Below are 21,417 nucleotides of genomic sequence, written 5' to 3' on the forward strand. Positions count from 1 at the left end.
GAATAATTGATACTTCTTAGCGAATTTTCACCCCTGTGCGATGTGATTTTCATCGGGTAAATTGAGATTAAGATTCTTACCTTATAACAGAAGGAGGTTAAAAAATGAGTTGGTCAGAGAAGATAAGCGGGACCATTGAAGAGAAAAGAAGTCAATTGATTGAAGTGAGTGATGCGATTTGGTCTTTTGCGGAAACAAAATATGAGGAGTATCAGTCAGCAAAATTATTGGCTGAAGTTTTAAGAAAGGAAGGGTTTACGGTTACGGAAGGGGCAGGGGGAATCCCAACCGCAATCGTCGCAACATATGGTACGGGCTCACCAACGATAGGCATTTTAGGAGAATATGATGCACTCTTTTATTTGAGTCAAAAGAAAGGAATCACATCGCCTGAACCAATTGAAGAAGGTGGAAAGGGACATGGATGTGGCCACAATCTCCTTGGGACGGCAGCTTTAGCCGCAGCCATTGCAGTGAAAGAAGAGATTCTGACTGGAAGTTTTTCCGGTACGATTAAATTCTTTGGCTGTCCGGCAGAAGAAGGCGGTGGAGGGAAAGGATTTATGGTGAAAGCCGGTTTATTTGCGGATGTAGATGCTGCTATTACATGGCACCCAGCAACAATTAATGCCATTATGTCGGGACAAATGCTCGCAACGACCCAACATTATTTTACGTTTAAAGGCAGAGCCTCCCATGCAGGGGCAACTCCTCATTTAGGAAGAAGTGCTTTAGATGCTGTTAGTTTAATGAATGCAGGAGCGAATTTTTTAAGAGAGCATTTAGAACAAGATACACGTATTCATTATGCGATAACGAATACTGGAGGTGACTCAGCGAATGTCGTCCAACATGAAGCGCAGGTTCTTTATAAATTAAGAGGTCCGAATATGAAGTCCGTTCAAGGTATTTTTGACAGAGTCAAAGATATAGCGGATGGTGCGGCCCTAATGACGGGGACTGAAGTGACGCATTCCTTTGATGCGGGTTCATCTGACTTATTTTTAAATGAGACCTTAGAGCAAACGATGAGTGCGGCTTTTACTGAATTAGGACCACCTACCTTTACAGAAGAAGAGAAAGTTTTTGCTTCAAACATTCGCGAAACGTTTCCATTAACAACCGAAGAAGCAAAACAAGAGCCTTTAAATTCTTTTCTCGTTCCTTATCAACATAATTTTATGAAGTCTCATGGTTCAACCGATGTTGGCGATGTCAGCTGGGTCGTACCAACTGTCCAATGTACGACGGTCTGCTTTGCGAATGGGACTCCTTTTCATACGTGGCAAGTCGTCAGTCAAGGAGCAACATCCATTGGTCATAAAGGAATGCTTCATGCGGGGAAAGTGATGGCTTTAACAGCAGTGAAGCTCTTTCTAGATACTGATACGTTAGAAAAAGCGAAGCAAGAGCACCAAGAGAGACGAGAACATAACCCATATATTAGTCCAATCCCAAAAGAAATGGCTTTGCCTAAAATATTACTGAAAAATTAAGGAGGAATAATAGTGGAATTAGCTAAAAAAATCGAGCAGTTCATTGAAGAGAATAAGGATTTATATACAGAGATTAGTGATCAAATTTGGGATTATGCGGAAACGAATTATTTGGAATATAAATCAGCTGAGTTATTAGCTTCAACACTTGAAAAAAATCATTTTCGAGTGACAAGAGGGGCTGGAGATATACCGACCGCATTTGTTGCTGAATATGGTCAAGGATCGCCCGTTATCGCTATCTTAGGTGAATACGATGCGTTATTTTATTTAAGTCAGGAGCCAGGACTTGCTTATTATAAGCCAGTTGAAAAAGGAGGGAATGGCCATGGCTGTGGACATAATCTTCTAGGGACAGCTGGTGTCACATCCGTATTGGCGATTAAGAAATGGTTACAAGAAGAAGGAATTTCCGGAACGATTCGTTATTATGGCTGTCCAGCAGAAGAAGGAGGAGCTGGAAAGGTTCATATGGTGAATGCAGGATTGTTTAAAGACGTCGATTTAGCGATTAGTTGGCACCCTGCTACAGTAAATAGCATTATTTCAAGAAGAATGATTGCGACTAATCGAATTTATTACACGTTTAAAGGCAGAGCTTCCCATGCAGGGGCAAGCCCTCATTTAGGTCGGAGTGCCTTAGATGCTGTTGAACTAATGAATATTGGGGCTAATTATTTAAGGGAGCATCTAATTGATGATACGAGATTACATTACGCTATTACGAATGCTGGGGGTAATTCACCGAATGTCGTTCAACATGAGGCCCAAGTCCAATACGTTTTACGAGGACCGAATATTGGCATCGTTCATGATATGGTCGATCGAGTCACCAAGATTGCTGAAGGGGCAGCAATGATGACAGAAACTAGTGTAGAAAGGTATATCGACTCAGGTACCTCTGATCTCATTCCGAACAAACCGTTAGAAGAGTTAATGCATAAATGCTTTCAGGAATTAGGAACACCAAGTTATACAGAAGAGGAAAGGGCCTTTGCCAAACAAATTCGTTCGACGTTATCACCAGAAGAAAAGGTAAGTTCTTTTGATTTATTTGAAGATCTTTTACCTTATGAATATGACGCGGGATACATGCACGGTTCAAGCGATGTAGGTGATGTAAGTTGGACAGTTCCAACGGCTCAATGTACAACGGCGTGTCTGGCAATGGATACGACTTTACACACGTGGCAGGTCGTTAGCCAAGGAAGAACATCCGTAGCTCATAAAGGAATGCTTCAAGCGGGGAAAGTCATGGCTTTAACTGCTGCAAGGTTATATCAAGAGCCGGATGTCATTGCGGCAGCCAAAGTTGCCCATCACGAAGAATTAAAAGATAAAGTCTATATTTGTCCGATTCCTGATGGTATTGGTTTGCCTGACTATGCGAAAGAAAAGAAATTAATTTCAACGAAGTAAGGAGGAATGAGAAATGGCTAAAGATGAAGTGATTTTACAATTAAATGAGATAGACGTTAGCTTCTCCGGTGATGATGGAGATGTGAAGGCATTAGATCGTGTCTCTTTCCAAATTAAAAAGGGAGAGGTCTTAGGCGTTGTCGGTGAATCAGGTTGTGGAAAAAGTGTCACCTCTTTAGCAATCATGCGCCTATTAGGTCAAAAGGGGAGGATCTCCAACGGAAATATTACCTTTAAAGAAAAAGAATTGCTCACTTTAACTGAATATGAAATGAGAAAGATTCGCGGCAATGACATTTCAATGATCTTTCAAGAGCCAATGACGTCTTTAAATCCGGTATTTACGATTGGTAATCAGCTTTGTGAAGCCATTTCTCTTCATTTTAAGGTTTCAAAAAAAGTCGCCAAAGAAAAAGCGGTAGAAATTTTGATAAAAGTCGGCATTCCACGAGCGGAAGAAATGATGAATGAATACCCTCATGCTCTATCAGGTGGAATGCGGCAAAGAGTCATGATTGCGATGGCTTTAGTTTGCGAACCTACGCTTTTAATTGCAGATGAACCAACAACGGCTTTAGATGTGACGATTCAAGCACAAATATTGGAATTGATTCGTACCCTTGGCCAGGATACAGGAGCATCGGTCATGCTTATTACTCATGATTTAGGTGTCATCGCGGAGATGGCCGATCGTGTCGTCGTTATGTATGCTGGTCAGGTCATTGAGGAAACCGATGTGTATACGTTGTTTGATCACCCCGAGCATCCTTATACACAAGGGTTACTCGCTTCAGTTCCTCATATGGATGCTGAGCATGAGGAAAGGTTGGCTTCTATTCCAGGAACCGTACCAACTCTTCAAGCGATGCCAAGTGGTTGTCGTTTCCAAGAACGTTGTCCATATGTTCATGAGAAGTGTATCTCAGAAAAGCCCGACTTATTTAATGTCAGTGATAATCATATGGCAAGATGTTGGTTAACTTATGCAAAGAAACAAAACGAAATGGAGAAGGAAGCTGTTCAATCGTAAGGAGGATGCCCTAATGACTGTAATGGTGAAATCGGAAATAAAGCCGCTAGTACAAATCAACAATTTAAAAACCTATTATCCTATTAATAAGGGGATATTTTCTAAGACGGTTGGTTATGTGAAGGCTGTTGATAATGTGAGCTTCAATATTTTTGAAGGAGAAACATTAGGTTTAGTAGGAGAATCTGGTTGTGGAAAGTCAACGTTGGGACGCTCTCTTATCCGGCTTGAACAGCCCAATGAAGGTGAAATTCTATTTGAAAATCATAATCTATTAGCACAATCAAATAAAGAATTGCGAGAAACGAGACAAGACTTCCAAATCATCTTTCAGGATCCCTATTCCTCCTTGAATCCTAAAAAAAGAGTGCAAGATATTCTCGCAGAACCCCTTCTTGTACACCGTATAGTAGAAAAGGAAAAAGTCAGTCAGCGAGTGAATGAATTGTTGGAAATGGTCGGATTGCCGACACAAGCAAAAAATAGATACGCACATGAATTTTCAGGTGGACAAAGACAGAGAATTGGTATCGCACGTGCATTATCTCTAAACCCTAAATTTATCGTGTGTGATGAACCTGTTTCAGCTCTAGATGTATCAATACAGGCTCAGATTCTAAATTTATTAAAAGATTTGCAAAAGGAATTAGGGTTAACGTATTTATTTATTGCTCATGGCTTAGGGGCTGTTCGTTATATTAGCGATCGAATTGCTGTGATGTATCTAGGCGAAATCGTGGAAATTGGCAAAACGGATGAGGTGATTCGAAATCCGAAGCATCCTTATACAAAAGCATTATTAAGTTCATATCCAATTCCTAATCCACACTTACGAAATAAAGATAGAATATTCATTCAAGGGGATGTGCCAAGCCCTGCTAATCCCCCTTCTGGTTGTCGTTTTCACACTCGTTGTCCAATAGCTACTGTCACATGTCGTGAAGGGAAACCTAGTTTAAAAGGGGTAGAGCATCAAGCGGCCTGTTTTGCTTTAGAAAATGATTGAATAGAAAGGAGTGAAGACGATGTTGAGCTATATTATGCGTAGGCTCTTAATCGCGATTCCTATTTTATTAGGAGTGACGATCTTGAACTTTATCATTATTAATCTAGCACCTGGTAATCCGGTTGATATGATGGTGGATCCTAACTTAAGCCCTGAAGCGTTGCATGCCCAAAAAGAAGCATTAGGCTTAAATGATCCTTTATATATTCAGTACTGGAACTGGCTTTTAAATTTATTACAAGGAAATTTAGGATTTTCACTGACAACGTATCAACCTGTGACAGAAGTGATTATGGAAAGACTAGGTCCTACATTGCTTTTAATGTTTTTAGCCTTACTTGTTGGTTTACTTGTTGCGATTCCTCTTGGGATTATTAGTGCGGTTAAACAGTATTCGATTTTAGACTATTTAGCGACAGGTGGCTCTTTTCTAGGGATTTCGGTCCCAAATTTCTTTCTCGGGCTTGGCTTAATCTACATCTTCTCTATTCAATTAGGCTGGTTACCTACAGGGGGGATGGGGACGCTTGGAGGCAATGGAGGTTTCTTTGATACGATGTTTCATTATGTTTTACCAGTGATTGTGTTGGCAACTGGAATAGCTGGTAAAAAGATTCGATATGTTCGTTCAAGTGTCATTGAAACATTAGGTCAAGATTATTTAAGAACAGCTCGAGCGAAAGGGTTAAAAGAGACGATTGTCATTAATAAACATGCCTTACGAAATGCTCTTATTCCAGTTATTACAGTCGTCGGTTTGGAAATTCCATTATTGTTTGCGGGTGCCGTCGTTACAGAGCAAATTTTCTCTTGGCCTGGAATTGGTCAATTGACGATCGGCTCCATAATGTCAAGGGATTATACGACCTTAATGGGATTAAACTTAATTGCTGCTGTTATTGTCGTAGTCGCAAATCTACTAACGGATATCATGTATTCCATTGTCGATCCAAGGATTAAATATCAATAGAAGGGAGGAGTAAAATGGGTTCCCCACAATTACAAACAAATCATACGGTCTCCTATCCATTAAAAGCTGAGAAGTTATCGAGTGAAAAAGAAGAAAGCTATTTTCAGATGGTGTTAAGGCGGTTTATGAAGCATAAACTAGCCGTTACAGGTGCAGTCGGATTAATCTTATTAACCATTGTTGCTCTTTTTGCCCCTTGGCTTGCACCTTATAATCCAAATGCGGTCACAGGTGCTTTTGCCGAAAGTCCATCTCTGCAATATTTATTAGGAACGGACCAAATTGGACGTGATGTGTTAAGTCGATTAATTTATGCGGCGAGGGTCTCTTTATTAGTTGGGGTTGGCTCTATTCTTATTAGTGTTATTATTGGTACCATATTAGGTCTCATATCAGGCTATGTTGGTGGATGGGTCGATACATTCATTATGCGTTGTACAGATGTCTTTATGTCATTCCCACATTTAATGTTAATCCTTGTCATTGTGAGTATGGTTGGTCCTAGTTTAAGCAATCTCATTTTAATTCTTGGTCTATTAGGATGGACAAGTGTTGCTCGACTTGTGAGAGGAAGTGTCTTATCGTTAAAACAATACGACTATGTCAAAGCGAGTGTTGCGTTAGGGTTTAATATGCCCCGCATTTTATTTAAGCATATCCTTCCTAATGCAATGGCTCCTATATTAGTTCATGCTACTTTTGGAATTGCCGCTGCGATTATTATGGAAGCCTCCTTAAGCTTTTTAGGATTAGGGGTACAACCACCAAATGCTAGCTGGGGTAATATGTTAACCGAAGCTCAATCCTTGACCGTTCTAACCTCACAACCTTGGTTATGGATTCCTGCTGGTGTGATGATTGTACTGACTGTTTTAGCTGTCAATTTTGTTGGAGATGGATTACGCGATGCGTTTGATCCGAAAAGTTTAAAATAAATGGTGGATGGAGGCTATATTATATGAAGCGTTTTTTTGGAAGCATCGGTGTATTTTTTCTCTTAATGGTTATTCTGATTGGATGTAGTGGTGGTGGGAATGTGGAAACAGGTACAGGTGATGAAGGGGCTGATGCCTTAGATACGGGAAGTGGAAAACATATCACGATTGGAATTACCAATCCACCTGGAGCCTTTAATCCGATTATACGTGGTGATGAAACAGCTTGGTATATTAGTTCCATATTATATTCACCATTGATGCAACTAAACTCTGATCTAGAGTATGTTCCAACGTTGGCTAGTTCGATAGAAACAGAGGATAATCAAACATTTTATGTCCACCTAAATCAGGAGGCTGTCTGGACAGATGGAGAGCCTGTAACGGCAGAGGATGTCCTCTTTACAGCAGAAATGGTCGGAACGGAGGAAACGGGCTCCATTTTTGCTGGTATCACTTTACTAAGTGGGTATGATCAAGCTGGAAATTTAGAAGCTCCTATTGAAGAGATTGATGGTGTTAAGTTGATTGATGACCATACAGTTGCCTTTAAAACGAAAGCTCCAGTCGATTTAAATTTATTTAATCAACAACTCGCCACTCAATTTAAAACGATTCCTAAACATATCTTTGGGGATGTTCCTCCGGCAGAATTAGCTCAGCATCCAGCCATGCAAAAGCCTGAAGTCACAAATGGACCGTTTAAATTTGTTGAGCATGCGTCTAATCAATACGTCGAGTTAGAGGCGAATCCTGATTCCTTTTTAGGAGAACCAAAGTTAGATAAGCTCTTCTTCAAGATCATGCCAGCAGCTAATATCGTTGCTCAACTTCAAAATGGTGAAGTGGATATGAACTTTCCTGGGATTGGTACCATTGCTAGCTCTGACTATGAGCGGGTCGAAAATTTGAGTAATGTGAATACCACCTTTGGACCACCATTAAGTTATCAAATCTTTGGTTTTAATCACGAGACGATTCCAGATGTAAGAGTTCGCCAAGCCATTATTCAGGGGATTAATCGCCAGATGATTGTCGACAGCTTATTAAAGGGTAATGGTGAGATTAACGATATGGTTTATTCAAGTGAGAGCCCTTATTTTTATGAAGGAATAATCAATTATGAATACGACCCAGAAAAGGCAAAGGCCTTGTTAGAAGAAGCGGATTGGGATTCTTCTCAAACGATCAACTTTGTGGTTCCTTCTGGAAATGCAACTCGCGAACAAATGGCTGATATTGTCGTTCAAAACCTTCAAGAAATTGGGATGAAAGTAGAAATAGAGAAATTTGATATCGCAACAGCCATTGCTAAATCACGCTCTGGTGAATATGATTTATTTGTATTAGGTTACCCGTTTGGGTTAGATCCTGATACAACATCTTTCTATCATACAAGTGGAGCTTCTAATACTAGCTTTTACTCGAATCCAAAAGTAGATGAACTGTTAGAAGAAGGAGTTGCAGAGGTAGATCCTGATAAACGTAAAGTTATTTATAATGAGGTACAAGAGATTATTCATGAAGAACTACCTTCGATTGTTTTATACTATGATACCCGTTTACAAGCTGTTTCTGACCGTGTTCTAGTTGGCCAACCTACAGATGTTGGAGCTTTTGTCAATGTTCATGAATGGGATGTAAAGGAATAAGCAAATTTGTTTGTTTTGATTTGAGCCGTGACTAGTTGCTAGTCATGGCTTTATGAATAGAAAGGGGTCTTTTCATAATGACGGTTCCCTCAAAGCAACCCTTTATGACGATTGTGATTACCTTAATGTTAGGGAATTTTTTAGCTGTGTCGAGTATGTCTTCGATTAATATTGTTGTCCCAGAATTTACAATTTATTTTCAAGCTGATTTAAGTCAAGTTCAGTGGGTGATGAGTGGGTTTTTATTAGCGAGTGGCGTCATATCACCACTATCTGGCTGGTTAGGTGATCGATTGACTTACCGCAAGTTATATCAAATAAGTCTTTGTCTTTTTATGTTCACATCCGTACTATGTACATTAGCTTGGTCGATTGAATCGTTAAATACATTTCGAGTCTTCCAAGGGTTTGCTTGTGGGTTAATTGTCCCAGCGAGTATGACGTTAATTTATATATTAGTGGAAAAGAAAAAACGGCCACTGGCTTTAAGTTTTTGGAGTGTTGGGGCTATTTTTGGACCAGCTATTGGTCCGACTTTAGCTGGCTTTTTAGCGAGCCATTTTGGGTGGAAAAGCATCTTTTTATTAAATGTGCCAATAGGTGTCATCACGATGGTCTTTATTTTTCTTTATATCCCTAAGAGTGAAAAAGCGATAAAAGAGGGGAATTTCAGTTGGACTGAGTTTTTGACGATTTTTGGAGGTAGTGGATTTATCTTATATTCGGTGAATTTAATCAATTGGCCATTCCAAGCTCTCATCATTTTATTGTTCGGGATTATGTTACTATCCATCTTTATAAAAATTAGTTTTCGAAAAAAACAGCCTTTATTGAATTTGAAAGTGTTTCATTCTAAGATGTTCTCGATTACAACTGTAACTTCTTGTGTTTTGTTAGCTAATTTATATATTGGGACCTTTTTTATGCCCGTATATTTGCAGGATGTTTTAAATCAATCTTCCTTAGAGGCGGGATTAACTCTCATGCCTTCAGCCTTGGCGATGGGAATGACCACCATTATTGCTGGAAAAATTTATCGTGATGACCGTGTCAGTGTTCTTTTCTTTTTGGGAATTGCTTTATTATTAGCGAGTTCGGTTGGCCTTAGCTTTTTAACTGTAACAAGTAGTTATGTGACGGTTCTAATGTGGATGGTCTTTCGAAACATTGGCATATCATTAGCCTTAATTGTTTTAACGAACAAGGGAATGGCAAGTACCGAAAAGCATCTTGTTGGTCATGCCTCAGCTAGTATTAATTGGTTGAGACAAAGTAGTAGTGCTTTTATTATTTCAATCATGACTGTTGCCGTTGCTTCCTTAATTCTTTTTTATGAAGCGAATGGCCTGACTAATTTAGCCGCCTTTACCGAATCATTATCGCTCGCTTTTATAGTCAATACAGTACTCGTCGTGTTCACCATACCTGTTGGACTTTATTTACTTAAACAGCAAAGAAGAGAGCGAAAAAGGTTCGTTCAAGAAGAATACAAGAGTGCACAGGAATCCTAATTCGGTTGGTTGGGGGCTGTCACCACCCGAAAATAAAGCGGAGGTTACCCTGTATCCTAGCGGAGTGTGATTTTCGGGAGCGGTGAATAAAGCTCTACACATGAATATCCATTCTCTTTTCAATAAAAATAGTGAGTAAAAATTCACCAACTTTTTCATTTCAGAGGTGGTTTTTGTCCTGGCCTCTTTTTTGACAAATTTCGAGGAGTGACAGTGTCTCTCAGAAGAAGCGTATATTCAAAATAACGTAGTGTGCTTTTTGTGCAAGGCATGCAAGTTCAATGCAATCAAAGAATGAGGACACTTTTCTAGTTTAAAAGAAGGTGACGGCTATATTGATTGTGAAAAGAAGAAGCCAAACCTGTGTCATGAGGAGAGAGGTTTGGCAAAACGGTATATGACTTTCTATATCTTAAACTCGGTTAGTGAAAATATTGCGAAATCTATTTGGCTTTCTAATTATCCATTTCTATCGCTAAAGCCAGTTTTTCTGCTAGTTTTTTATTAATGCTTCGGGATTAATAAGGCAGGGGGGCTTCCTTCCCTGTAATCCGTGTAGTAGGTTGTCAGCTGCTAAATGAGCCATTTTAGTCCTCGTTTCAATGGTTGCGCTTCCAATGTGAGGAAGTGTTACTACATTAGGTAATGTTAAAAGAGGGTGGTCGGTTGGCATTGGCTCTTGTTCAAAGGTATCTAATCCAGCAGCCCAAATGATTTCTTGTTTTAGTGCTTCGTATAAATCATGCTCGTTTACAATACCTCCTCTAGCGGTATTAATAAGAATCGACGTTTTTTTCATTCTCTTCAATTGCTCCATAGAAATTAGATTGGCAGTTTCGTTTGTATATGGGGTCATGATGACAATAAAATCAGACCTTTTTAATAATTCATTTAAACTTGTGTACTCAACGTTATATTTTTCCTCTATCTCATGTTTTCGTGAACGATTATGATAGAGGATATTCATCTCAAACCCTTTTGCACGGCGGACGACCGATTCCCCAATCCGCCCCATCCCAATGACTCCTAGAGTTGAACCAAAGACATCTCGACCAGCTAATAACATCGGAGACCATGTGTCCCACTTTCCTTCTCGCAAATAGGTAGAGCCTTCCACTAAGCGTCTAGCAGTGGCTAGTAATAATGCAAATGTTAAATCAGCAGTTGTTTCGGTTAATACTTCTGGTGTATTTGTCACCCAAATTCCTCGGGCTGTTGCTTCCTCTACATCAATATGGTTATATCCTACGGCCATCGTGCTAATGATTTTTAACTTTGCAGCTTTAGAAAGCAGATTTTTATCAATTTGATCGGTTAAAAGGCAATACAATCCGTCAACATCTTTAATATTCTCCTCTAAAAAATCCTTGGAAACGGGTTTCTCCTCATGGTTCCAGACAATTACTTCACATTCTTCTTGTAAAGCACGGAGAGCACTGTCTGGTATTAATCTTGTCAGTAATATCTTTGGTTTCATTTTGGCTTTCTTCCTTTCACGACAATTATAAGAACTTACATATTGAGTTTCATTGAAATGTATTTCGTATCTAGGAAATCTTGTATGCCTTCTTTTCCACCTTCACGTCCTAAACCTGATTCTTTCACACCGCCAAATGGTGCTTGAGCGACAGATGGAAGAGGATCATTTAGTCCGATAATGCCATAATCTAATTTTTCGGATACTCGATAAGCTCTACTTAAATCATTCGTATAGAAATAAGAAGCTAGCCCATAAGGTACGTTATTTGCTTTTTCAATGACTTCTTCTTCCGTGTCAAAAGCGATAATGGGTGCTACTGGAGCAAAAGTCTCTTCGCTGCAGATAATCATTTCTTCTGACACATTCGAGAGGACAGTGGGCTCGAGGAAAGAGCCATTACCTGCGGCTTGTTTTCCACCGATCAATAGTTTTGCTCCTTTTGATATAGCATCATCTACATGTTGCTTCGCCTTAATTAAAGCTTTTTCATCAATTAATGGGCCGATTGTTGTCTCGCTATCTAAACCGTTACCTACCTTCAATTTCCTGACATTTTCTAAAAATAGTTGCTCGAAACGTTCTTGAATTGAGCGCTCTACGTAGATGCGGTTAGCGCAAATGCATGTTTGACCAGCGTTACGGAATTTACTGGCGATGATATCTTCGGCTGCTTGTTCTAAGTTTGCATCAGCAAACACAATAAAAGGAGCATGGCCTCCTAATTCCATTGAAACTTTTTTCACTTGATCGGCTGATCGCTTAATTAAATATTTTCCTACTTCGGTGGAACCGGTGAATGTTAATTTTCTCACTTTGCGATTTGTTAAAAATTCCTCCCCTACCTCTTTTGATGTTGATGTGCTTACTAGATTAACTACTCCTGGGGGGAAGCCTACCTTCTCTAAAATCTGAAAGAGGGCAACGGCATTTAAGGGTGTATTTTTTGCTGGTTTCACAACGACCGTACATCCAGCTGCTAGCGCTGGAGCAATCTTACGGGCGATCATACCTAATGGGAAGTTCCAAGTTGAAATCGCAGCAACTACTCCAACAGGTTGTTTAATGACCATTAATCGTTTATCTTCACTATTAGAAGGGATTGTCTCCCCATAAATCCGGCGAGCCTCTTCAGCAAACCATCGGAAGAAACTATTGGCATAATCGATTTCTCCTTTCGCTTCATGTAAGGGCTTACCTTGTTCTTTTGTTAAAATTTCAGCTAACTGGTCAGTTTGTTGATTGATCAAGTCATAGCATTTCATTAATAGGTCAGCACGCTCCAATGCTGTTTTTTTCGCCCATTTTGGAAACGCCTTATGGGCGGCGGCGATTGCTTTTTTTGCATCTTCCTGTGTACCATCAGCGACTTCCCCGAGGAGTTCACCCGTGGCGGGGTTTGTTGAGGTGAAATAGGTATGATTGCTTGAATCCATCCAACTTCCATCAATATAGAGTTGTCCTTTCATGTGAAAACCACCTTTTATATAAATTTAGTAAACGATGATAAATGTATTGTTCTTTTAATTGTTCCACTCTGGGATAGGGTGCTTTGGTTGTTGTCCTTTGCCTGTACGAATGATTTCCTCCGCACATAGCACACTCATTCTTCTCATGGCTTCCTCTGTATGCGAAGATATATGGCAGGTTAATAGACAATTATCAACCTCTAATAACTGATGATTTTTAGCGAGTGGTTCTTTTGTGAAGACATCTAGAGCAGCACCGGCGATCGTTCGATTCAAAAGAGCGTGATGTAACGCTTCTTCATCTACCAATTGACCTCTTGCTGTATTAATCAAAAAGGCACTAGACTTCATTTGCTGTAAGAATGTGTTATTTACTAATCGATGTGTTTGCTTAGTCAGAGGGAGATGAAGTGAAAGATAATCAGATTGTGATAGTAACTGTTCTAAGTCAACATACTGAACTCCGAGCTCATTTGCCCATGCGGAGTCTGGGTAGGCATCAAAGGCAAGGGTAGTCATATCAAAGCCCTTTGCTCTTTTTGCGACAGCTTTGCCGATTCGACCAGTACCGATAATGCCAATTGTTTTTGACCAAATTTCATGTCCGAGCACTTGTGGCGTCCAATTAGCTTCCCTTATGGAACGGTCGAAGTACGGGATTTTTCGAGAAATGCCTAATAATAGAGCAAAGACCATATCGGCAACCGATTGTTCATTTGTACCCGGTGTAATGGTGACAGGAATTTTGTTGTCTAAGGAGTATTTCCAATCAATCGAATCATAGCCAACACCGAATCGTGCGATTAGTCTTAGTCTTTTTGCTAAGTCAATTGTGTCGGCATCTACTCTATTTGAACCAGCTATATAGGCATCAGCATCCATGATAGAAGTACGTAGCTCATCAATGGTGATCGTTCGTGTAGGTGAGGTGTACTGGACGTCATATCCTGCTTCTTTGAGCAATATTTCTCCATCTTTATGAAACATGTCCGGTGTAATAAGGACTTTTGACGGCATTTTATTTACCTCCAATTTAGTATCTTACTTCTTTTGGTGAATGGTTTTGCTGTAAAGCAGATGCGTCTAGTTTGGCAATTTCACTCAATGCATTTGTTACCATAAAACTAATTTCACTACCGATTGCGATAAACTGAAACCCCTCATTAATCCGTTTGTTAGCGGAATCGGCACTTCCAACATGGATACCCGAGGGCACTCCGTGACGTTTGGCCGCTTCTTTGACTCTGTTAATGGCTTCTACCACTTCAGGAATATCACTCTCAAGTTGAGGAGTAAGCCCCATTGATGACATTAAGTCATTCGGTCCAATAAAACATGCATCAATTCCAGGGACACTTAAAATGTCATCGATATTATTCACTGATTCGATATGTTCAATTTGAACAACAAGTAAGATTTCATCGTTAGCCGTTGAAAAATAGTTCGACTCACTCGTTTGAAATCCCATTGCGTGTCTACGTCCGCCAATGCTTCGTCCGCCTTTAGGGTAGTATCTAGCTTCTTGGACGATTTGCTCGGCTTCTTGCCGATTTTTAACCATGGGTACGACGATGCCCCATGCCCCCATGTCTAGCACACGTTTAATATTTTCACCTGAATTCCATGGGATTCTAACGAGTGGTACTGTGTTTGAATGAAACATAGAGGACGTCATAAGTGCCGCAGTCTCAATTGACATTGGATTATGTTCCATATCAATCACTAACCAATCGAGTCCAATCTGTGCCATTACTTCTGATGAAAAGGGACTTGGAATAGAAAGCCATGTTCCGATACTGGGCATCCCTTGAGAAAGTCGTTTTCTGACAATGTTTTCTTTCATAGTAAAAACACCTTTCTTCGATTGAGTTTTTTAAAAGCACCACTATTTGTTTATCAGTTAAACTAATAGTGGTATTATGCATATGTTAACAAATGGACTAAAAGTTGTCTATAAAAATTAGAATTTAATAAAAATTGCGAAAAATACAGTTTTTTTATTGACCTCTACAAAATAATCATGTAATAATGGCTTTAACACAAAAAATATTGGAGTGGAAAATTGTGTTTTTTTGTTCCATTAGTTTAATTGATAAACTTAATAAGTTGTTCTGTTAAACTAATGGATTCATAAGAATATCTAGGGAACAATATCTGCAGTATATAAAAGCAAGGGGATATGGAAGCATGAGACAAGTGTTGCAACAATCAGTTACAGGTGATTCTGAGTTAATAAAAAGAATAAATCTTTCAATCGTGATTAACACAATAAGAGAGAAGGGACCAATATCTAGAGTGGAGATCGCTAAACTTAGCAAATTAAATAAAGCAACAGTTTCTAGTTTAGTGGATGAATTATTAGAAAAAGATTATGTGGTTGAAATTGGAGCAGGTCGATCAAGTGTAGGACGAAAACCTATCCTCTTAAATTTTAATGATAGCTCTGGTTATGTAATTGGTATTGAGGTGAATGTTGGGTTTATAAAGGCTGTCGTCATTAATCTAAGTGCAGAAGTAATAGCAAAAAGAAAGATTCCGACGTCAACAAATGAAAAAGAAGTCATGAAAAGTTTATATGATGTAATCGATGAGATGAAAGGTTTAGTCCCAGAATGTTCATTAGGTGTCGTTGGGATCGGGATTAGTGTTGCAGGGATCGTCAATTACGAAACTGGGACGTTGGTATCAGCACCAAATGCAGGCCTTCACAATATTCCATTAAAACATCTTGTTGAAAGTTACTCGGGTATTCGGACAATTGTTGACAATGATTGTAATGCGTCGGCTATTGGTGAGTATTATTTTGGTTCTGGAAAAGGAAGAGACCAATTAATTTTATTAAGTCTGAGTGCACATGGGATTGGGACAGGAATTTTCGTTAATGGTGAGGTTTTTCGAGGACGTAATGGCTTTGCCGGAGAAATGGGGCATATGACAATAAATATGGTAGGACCTTTGTGCAATTGTGGAAACAGAGGGTGTTGGGAGCTATACGCTTCACCAAGGGCGCTCATTCAAGATTATATGGAAAAGAAGGGGTTGGTGGATGCCCCTACGGTTGAGGAAATTATTGAAATGGCTAATCAAAATGACAAGGAAGCGATCTCTGCATTAACACAAGTAGGAGAATATTTAGGAGTCGGGCTCTCAAATGTGGTCAATACATTTGATACAGAAGCCATTATTATTCGAGGAGCAATGTCACAAGGGGAAAGATGGTTATTAAATCCTATTCAACGTAACTTACAAGAACGTTGCTTCTTTTATTCTTCAACAAAAGTGGAAATAATCCCTAGTTTTTGGGGGCAAGATGCAGCTGCCGTTGGTGCTGCCTGCGAAATCATCCAACGTTTGTTTTATACACATGAATATAAACTTTAAAAAGTTATCTTATTAATGCTGAAAGGAAGATGGGGATGTCGCAAATGATGGAAGCGGTCATGATAGACAAAGAACGAGTTCTTAGAATAAGCGCAACACCAGTTCCGGTATGCAGGCCGAATGAAGCAGTCATCAAAGTTTATAGTGTGGGTGTATGTGCAACTGATTTACATGTATACCAAGGGATGCAAAATCATAGAATCCGATTCCCAATTATCCCAGGCCATGAATGGTCAGGGGAAGTTGTAAGTGTAGGAGCTGAGGTGAAAACGTTCGAGGTAGGAGATAGGGTTGTTGGTGAAGTAACGGTTCCGTGTGGGGTGTGTAAGCATTGTAAAAAAGGAAATTACAATATTTGTCCTAGTAGAGTAGAGTGTGGAGTTTTCGGCAAAAATGGTGCAGCAGCTCAATACATCTGTGTTCCAGTGACGTCTTTGCATAAAATTCCTCCAACGCTTTCCTTTGATGATGCTTGCTTAATAGAACCCTCTGCGATTGTCTATCGAGGGATTGAAAAAGTCGGTTTAACACCAGGAGATAAAGTGCTAGTCGTAGGTGCAGGTCCAATCGGTTTACTAACAGTAGCAATTGCCAAAGTGTTTGGAGCTTCTACGGTTGTCCTTGTGGATTTACAAAGCAATCGACTGGAAATCGGGAAAGAACTTGGCGCAACGGATACCATTAATATCTCTACTGAGGATTACAGTAAAAGAGCTAATGAAATTACAAATGGAGATTTGTTTGATGTAATTATTGAGGCTTCCGGCAGTGTCAATGCAGTAGAAGATCTATTTGAATTCACGGCACCTGGTGCGAGAGTCTGTTTACTGGGGATATTAAGTGAAAAAGCTAACATAGATATGAATTCTATTATCCGAAAAGATGTAGAAGTTTATGGTTCAGTTGGTTGTCCTAATGTATGGGAGAAGGTTATTCCTTTGGTTGAAGGAGGGAGAATACCTGTTAATAAAATTGTGACTCATCATTATACTCTTTATCAGTTTGAAGAAGCTCTCCTACAAATTGAAAATCGAGATCCGTCAATAATAAAGGCGATCATTAACCCCAATGACTAGCCTAAAATGTCTCATAAAATATGTGTCAAAAGAATGGTGACTATTTGTAGTGAAGAAGGAGTTGAGTTCATGAGTAAATCGTATACATCTTATGGAGATAAAGGGTTTAGTAAATTTCTCCGGTCCGCTTTTAATAGACATTTGGGTTACAGTGAAAGTGATTTTGATAAACCGATTATTGGAATCTGTAATACGTATAGTGAAATTAACCGTTGCCATTCTCATTTAAAACCAATCGTAGAAGCGGTGAAGCGAGGAGTTATTATGGCGGGTGGGACCCCGTTAGAGTTTCCGACGATTTCGTTAGGCGAAATAAATATTAGTCCAACCTCAATGCTTTACCGAAATTTAGCTTCAATAGATACGGAAGAAATGATACGTGCTCAACCGATGGATGGTGTTGTTTTGCTTGGTGGTTGTGACAAAGTAACTCCCGCACAATTAATGGGGGCTGCAAGTGCTAATATCCCATCAATTTTTTTGACGGGTGGTCCAATGATGAATGGAGAGTATGAGGGCAAGACTTTAGGTGCTTGTTCTGATTGCAGATTTTACTGGCAAGAATTTCGAGCGGGAAAAATAGATGAACCGAAATTAATGGAGATCAATGAGGCTTTAGCTCCTACTGCCGGACATTGTATGGTCATGGGAAGTGCGAGTACGATGGCTGTCTGCACAGAGGCCTTGGGGATGATGTTACCTGGAGCGGCAGCTATTCCAGCGACCCATAATAAAAGGTTGCAACTTGCTCTAGAGACAGGCAAACAAATTGTAGAAACAGTAAAACTTGGGTTAAAGCCATCAGATATTATGACTAAAAATAGTTTTGTAAACGCTATCAGATTGCTAATGGCCGTGGGAGGGTCAACGAATGCAGTGATTCATTTAATTGCAGTAGCTGGACGCCTTGGAATTAAATTACCTCTTGCTTTATTCGATGAAATCAGTAAAACAACGCCACTATTAGGCAATCTTAGGCCATCAGGGGCGTATCAGATGGAGGATTTTTATCGGGCAGGTGGAGCATCAGCTCTTCTTAGAGAACTTTCACCTTTGCTTCATTTAGAAGAAAGGACCGTAACAGGAAGAACGCTAGGAGAGGAAATAAAAGATGCTAACGTTCCTGAAGCCTATCGTGATATCATCCGACCTCTTCATGAGCCGCTTCACGATGATGGGGGAATTGCTGTTCTGACAGGAAACTTAGCCCCGAATGGAGCAGTCATAAAAACGAAAGCGGCTTCACCTCATTTATTAAAACATAAAGGAAGAGCGATTGTTTTTACTTCCATTCAAGATATGGAAGAAAGAATCAACGCTCCCGATTTAGAGGTCAACAAAGAAGATATTCTTGTATTACAAAATGCCGGTCCGATAGCCGCACCAGGTATGCCAGAAGCTGGTATGCTTCCAATTCCCAAAAAACTTTTAGAGCAAGGTGTAAGGGATATGGTTAGAATATCTGATGCTCGAATGAGTGGAACGGCATTTGGGACAATCATTCTACATGTGGCACCTGAGGCAGGAGTATGTGGTCCGATAGCTTTGGTCCAAACTGGCGACGTAATCGAAATAGATGTTTCAACAAGGGGACTTCACTTGCATGTTACCGACGATATCTTGGAGCAACGAAAAAAGATGTGGAAGCCAATAACAATATCAGAAAGAGGCTATACACGCTTGTACCAGCAACATGTTCTACAAGCAGAGGAAGGCTGTGATTTTGACTTCTTACTTCCTAAAGCAAAGGAAAAAGAGGAGGCGGTAAGCAATGAATAAACGTAAGACAATTTCAATTGGAATGATAGGGTATAAATTTATGGGGAAGGCTCATAGTAACGCTTATCGTCAAGCTCCATTTTTCTTTAAGCTGAATGCTCATCCGATATTACATACTATCTCAGGAAGACGAGAAGAGGATGTGAAGGTAGCTGCTAGAGAATTAGGTTGGTCAGCGTTTCAGACAGACTGGAGACGTTTAATTGAGGATGATGAGATTGATCTAATTGATATTGCCTCTCCTAATAACACTCATGCTGAAATGGCCATTGCTGCACTTGAGGCGGGCAAACACGTCATTTGTGAAAAGCCATTGGCTCTGAATCTAGAAGAGGCAATTCGAATGAAAGAGGCTGCGGACAAAGCGGGCAAGGTTAACATGATCATGCATAACTATCGTTTTGCTCCAGCAGTACAGTATGCTAAAGAACTTATTACAAATGGGAAGTTAGGGAAAATACGCCATATCCGCGCCACATATTTAAATGAAAGTTTAATAGATCCAAATCGAGAATTTAGATGGCGGTTAAATAAAGCTGTTTCTGGATCTGGAGCTCTCGGGGACATAGGGAGCCATATTATCGATTTATCGCGTTTTCTAGTAGGGGAATTCTCGCAAGTAACAGGGATGATGGAAACGTTTATTGAAGAACGCCCACTTGAAGGTACATCCCCTTCAGAGAAACAAATGGGAATCGTTGATGTTGATGATATGACGGCATTTTTAGCAAGATTTGAAAATGGAGCAGTAGGTGTCTTTGAAACAAGTAGAATGGCTTCTGGGAATAAAAATGGCAATCGTTTTGAAATTAATGGAGAAAAGGGTTCCATACGTTGGGACTTAGAAAATATGAATAATCTTCAAATCTACTTGAATGACGATCCAGCTGGGTTGAAAGGTTTTAGAACGATCAACTGTACGGATGCAATGCACCCATATGCTAAAAACTATTGGCCAGCAGGTCACATTATCGGATATGAACATACCTTCATTAATTTGGTTCATGATTTACTATGTGGGATAGCTGATGGTGCGAACCCAAAACCAAATTTTGAAGATGGTGTAAAAAACCAGGCTGTATTGGAAGCTGTAGAACGGTCAACTAAAGAAGGAACTTGGGTTAAAATATCAGATTTATTAGAAAAAAACAGTAAAAAGAGGAGAGGGTTAAAGTGAATAGACGTTTGAAATTGGGGATTATCGGAGCTGGTGGCATTTTCAAGCATGCCCATCTACAAGCGTGGGAGGAAAATGAAGATGTTGAATTTTATGCGGTTTGTGACCCCAATAAAGAGCAAGCTCAAAGTTTGTCCGAACAATTAGGTGTCGATCTAGTGTATGACGATTACAAAGAACTACTAAAAAATGATGAGATTGATATCGTTGATATTTGTACACCTAATGTCTTTCATTCGGAGATCGCTATTTTGGCCCTTCAGGCAGGGAAACATGTACTGGTAGAAAAGCCGGATGCTATAAATCCAGAGGAAGCGGATAAGATGGTTGCAGCTGCACAAGAGAGTGAAAAAGTACTCATGACCTTCCGTAACAATCGTTTTAGACCTGTTTCTCAATTTTTGAAACAGTATATTGAGAATGGAAATGCGGGAGAAATCTATACAGGTAGATGTGGATGGGTAAGGAGAAGGGGAATTCCACAGAAGGCAGGCTTTACAACAAAAGCACTATCAGGAGGAGGTCCACTTATCGATTTAGGTGTTCATTTTATCGACTTGGCCATTTGGTTAATGGGGAATCCAAGACCTGTTTCTGTTGTTGGAGCAACGTACAATAAGTTTGCAACTAATAAAGATTTTAACAATACGAGCTTTGACGTAGAAGATTTAGCAACTGGATTTATCCGCTTTGATAATGGCGCGACGCTACAAATTGAATTTAGTTGGGCTTCACATGTAGAAGAGCAAAAGAACTTCCTCGAGTTAAGGGGCACAAAAGCGGGGATTGACTTCTCTAATTCAACGTTAAAACTGTTTACTGTGATTGAGGGACAGGATTGTGACATTTATCCGCGATTGGACTCAGGTACAGGGGGAGGACATACGGAAAATATTCATCATTTTGTTGATTGTGTTCAAAAACGTACTCAACCTTTATATACACCAGAGGATGGGGTACACATGATTAAAATTTTGTCTGCTATTTATGAATCTGCTGAAAAAGGCTGTGAAATTAAACTTTAATTTAGGACGATTAA

Annotated in this window: 17 protein-coding genes; 13 read left to right on the forward strand and 4 right to left on the reverse strand. The window is 39.7% G+C overall.

Translation table 11 applies throughout. From position 1 onward, the window contains the following. Positions 1-104 precede the first annotated feature (104 nt). The 8 genes from AA0017_RS22205 to AA0017_RS22240 all read left to right on the forward strand — a co-directional run bounded on the left by AA0017_RS22205 (position 105) and on the right by AA0017_RS22240 (position 10,019). The gene (locus AA0017_RS22205; protein ID WP_413378119.1) at positions 105-1,496 is read left to right on the forward strand and encodes a M20 family metallopeptidase; all 1,392 of its coding nucleotides are present in this window, start codon (positions 105-107) and stop codon (positions 1,494-1,496) included. Positions 1,497-1,508: 12 nt separating this feature from the next. Further along, the gene (locus AA0017_RS22210) at positions 1,509-2,915 is read left to right on the forward strand and encodes a M20 family metallopeptidase (protein WP_413378121.1); all 1,407 of its coding nucleotides are present in this window, start codon (positions 1,509-1,511) and stop codon (positions 2,913-2,915) included. 13 nt (positions 2,916-2,928) lie between these two features. Then, positions 2,929-3,945, forward strand: coding sequence for an ABC transporter ATP-binding protein (locus AA0017_RS22215; protein WP_413378123.1), 1,017 nt, complete (start codon positions 2,929-2,931; stop codon positions 3,943-3,945). A 13-nt stretch (positions 3,946-3,958) separates the two neighbouring features. Beyond that, positions 3,959-4,951 carry an ABC transporter ATP-binding protein gene (locus tag AA0017_RS22220; protein WP_413378125.1) on the forward strand — a complete coding sequence of 331 codons (993 nt, stop codon included), beginning with the start codon at positions 3,959-3,961 and terminating at the stop codon, positions 4,949-4,951. A 19-nt stretch (positions 4,952-4,970) separates the two neighbouring features. Beyond that, positions 4,971-5,921: an ABC transporter permease gene (locus AA0017_RS22225; RefSeq protein ID WP_413378127.1), complete on the forward strand. Its 951-nt coding sequence runs from the start codon at positions 4,971-4,973 to the stop codon at positions 5,919-5,921. Between the two features lie 14 nt (positions 5,922-5,935). Then, on the forward strand, positions 5,936-6,856 hold the full coding sequence (opp4C, locus tag AA0017_RS22230) for an oligopeptide ABC transporter permease (protein ID WP_413378129.1): 921 nt from the start codon (positions 5,936-5,938) through the stop codon (positions 6,854-6,856). A gap of 23 nt (positions 6,857-6,879) precedes the next feature. Further along, complete coding sequence (locus AA0017_RS22235; protein WP_413378131.1) at positions 6,880-8,508, forward strand: ABC transporter substrate-binding protein; 1,629 nt, start codon at positions 6,880-6,882, stop codon at positions 8,506-8,508. 77 nt (positions 8,509-8,585) lie between these two features. Next, positions 8,586-10,019: a DHA2 family efflux MFS transporter permease subunit gene (locus AA0017_RS22240; RefSeq protein WP_413378133.1), complete on the forward strand. Its 1,434-nt coding sequence runs from the start codon at positions 8,586-8,588 to the stop codon at positions 10,017-10,019. 493 nt (positions 10,020-10,512) lie between these two features. Here AA0017_RS22240 and AA0017_RS22245 read toward each other — a convergent pair whose 3' ends face one another. The 4 genes from AA0017_RS22245 to AA0017_RS22260 are packed head-to-tail and all read right to left on the reverse strand — an operon-like array spanning position 10,513 to position 14,808. After that, a complete protein-coding gene (locus tag AA0017_RS22245) occupies positions 10,513-11,496 on the reverse strand; it encodes a 2-hydroxyacid dehydrogenase (RefSeq protein WP_413378135.1) in 984 nt (327 codons plus the stop codon). A 35-nt stretch (positions 11,497-11,531) separates the two neighbouring features. Further along, positions 11,532-12,965, reverse strand: coding sequence for an NAD-dependent succinate-semialdehyde dehydrogenase (locus AA0017_RS22250; protein ID WP_413378137.1), 1,434 nt, complete (start codon positions 12,963-12,965; stop codon positions 11,532-11,534). 54 nt (positions 12,966-13,019) lie between these two features. Next, a complete protein-coding gene (locus AA0017_RS22255) occupies positions 13,020-13,982 on the reverse strand; it encodes a phosphoglycerate dehydrogenase (protein ID WP_413378139.1) in 963 nt (320 codons plus the stop codon). Between the two features lie 16 nt (positions 13,983-13,998). Beyond that, a complete protein-coding gene (locus tag AA0017_RS22260; RefSeq protein ID WP_413378141.1) occupies positions 13,999-14,808 on the reverse strand; it encodes an HpcH/HpaI aldolase family protein in 810 nt (269 codons plus the stop codon). 344 nt (positions 14,809-15,152) lie between these two features. Here AA0017_RS22260 and AA0017_RS22265 point away from each other — a divergent pair, with 344 nt between their 5' ends. From AA0017_RS22265 to AA0017_RS22285, 5 genes are all read left to right on the forward strand, one after another. Further along, positions 15,153-16,346 (forward strand): ROK family transcriptional regulator, encoded by a 1,194-nt coding sequence (locus tag AA0017_RS22265; RefSeq protein ID WP_413378143.1) that lies wholly within the window; start codon positions 15,153-15,155, stop codon positions 16,344-16,346. A 35-nt stretch (positions 16,347-16,381) separates the two neighbouring features. Then, complete coding sequence (locus AA0017_RS22270) at positions 16,382-17,422, forward strand: zinc-dependent alcohol dehydrogenase (RefSeq protein ID WP_413378145.1); 1,041 nt, start codon at positions 16,382-16,384, stop codon at positions 17,420-17,422. 69 nt (positions 17,423-17,491) lie between these two features. Next, positions 17,492-19,201 carry an IlvD/Edd family dehydratase gene (locus AA0017_RS22275; RefSeq protein ID WP_413378147.1) on the forward strand — a complete coding sequence of 570 codons (1,710 nt, stop codon included), beginning with the start codon at positions 17,492-17,494 and terminating at the stop codon, positions 19,199-19,201. After that, positions 19,194-20,378, forward strand: a complete 1,185-nt coding sequence (locus tag AA0017_RS22280) for a Gfo/Idh/MocA family protein (protein WP_413378149.1) — start codon at positions 19,194-19,196, stop codon at positions 20,376-20,378. The genes AA0017_RS22275 and AA0017_RS22280 overlap by 8 nt, the downstream gene beginning before the upstream one ends. Further along, positions 20,375-21,403, forward strand: coding sequence for a Gfo/Idh/MocA family protein (locus AA0017_RS22285; protein WP_413378151.1), 1,029 nt, complete (start codon positions 20,375-20,377; stop codon positions 21,401-21,403). Before AA0017_RS22280 ends, AA0017_RS22285 begins: the two co-directional genes overlap by 4 nt. The last annotated feature ends 14 nt before the right edge of the window (positions 21,404-21,417 follow it).

Source organism: Alkalihalobacillus phoenicis, assembly GCF_047302405.1.
Taxonomy (GTDB): Bacteria; Bacillota; Bacilli; order Bacillales; family Bacillaceae_D; genus Alkalihalobacillus.

What these genes read in the sequence shown, in the direction of transcription:
- AA0017_RS22205 (WP_413378119.1), top strand. Translation starts at nt 105, where the DNA reads ATGAGTTGGTCAGAGAAGATAAGCGGGACCATTGAAGAGAAAAGAAGT.
- AA0017_RS22215 (WP_413378123.1), top strand. Translation starts at nt 2,929, where the DNA reads ATGGCTAAAGATGAAGTGATTTTACAATTAAATGAGATAGACGTTAGC.
- AA0017_RS22220 (WP_413378125.1), top strand. Translation starts at nt 3,959, where the DNA reads ATGACTGTAATGGTGAAATCGGAAATAAAGCCGCTAGTACAAATCAAC.
- AA0017_RS22225 (WP_413378127.1), top strand. Translation starts at nt 4,971, where the DNA reads ATGTTGAGCTATATTATGCGTAGGCTCTTAATCGCGATTCCTATTTTA.
- opp4C (WP_413378129.1), top strand. Translation starts at nt 5,936, where the DNA reads ATGGGTTCCCCACAATTACAAACAAATCATACGGTCTCCTATCCATTA.
- AA0017_RS22235 (WP_413378131.1), top strand. Translation starts at nt 6,880, where the DNA reads ATGAAGCGTTTTTTTGGAAGCATCGGTGTATTTTTTCTCTTAATGGTT.
- AA0017_RS22240 (WP_413378133.1), top strand. Translation starts at nt 8,586, where the DNA reads ATGACGGTTCCCTCAAAGCAACCCTTTATGACGATTGTGATTACCTTA.
- AA0017_RS22245 (WP_413378135.1), bottom strand. Translation starts at nt 11,496, where the DNA reads ATGAAACCAAAGATATTACTGACAAGATTAATACCAGACAGTGCTCTC.
- AA0017_RS22250 (WP_413378137.1), bottom strand. Translation starts at nt 12,965, where the DNA reads ATGAAAGGACAACTCTATATTGATGGAAGTTGGATGGATTCAAGCAAT.
- AA0017_RS22255 (WP_413378139.1), bottom strand. Translation starts at nt 13,982, where the DNA reads ATGCCGTCAAAAGTCCTTATTACACCGGACATGTTTCATAAAGATGGA.
- AA0017_RS22260 (WP_413378141.1), bottom strand. Translation starts at nt 14,808, where the DNA reads ATGAAAGAAAACATTGTCAGAAAACGACTTTCTCAAGGGATGCCCAGT.
- AA0017_RS22265 (WP_413378143.1), top strand. Translation starts at nt 15,153, where the DNA reads ATGAGACAAGTGTTGCAACAATCAGTTACAGGTGATTCTGAGTTAATA.
- AA0017_RS22270 (WP_413378145.1), top strand. Translation starts at nt 16,382, where the DNA reads ATGTCGCAAATGATGGAAGCGGTCATGATAGACAAAGAACGAGTTCTT.
- AA0017_RS22275 (WP_413378147.1), top strand. Translation starts at nt 17,492, where the DNA reads ATGAGTAAATCGTATACATCTTATGGAGATAAAGGGTTTAGTAAATTT.
- AA0017_RS22280 (WP_413378149.1), top strand. Translation starts at nt 19,194, where the DNA reads ATGAATAAACGTAAGACAATTTCAATTGGAATGATAGGGTATAAATTT.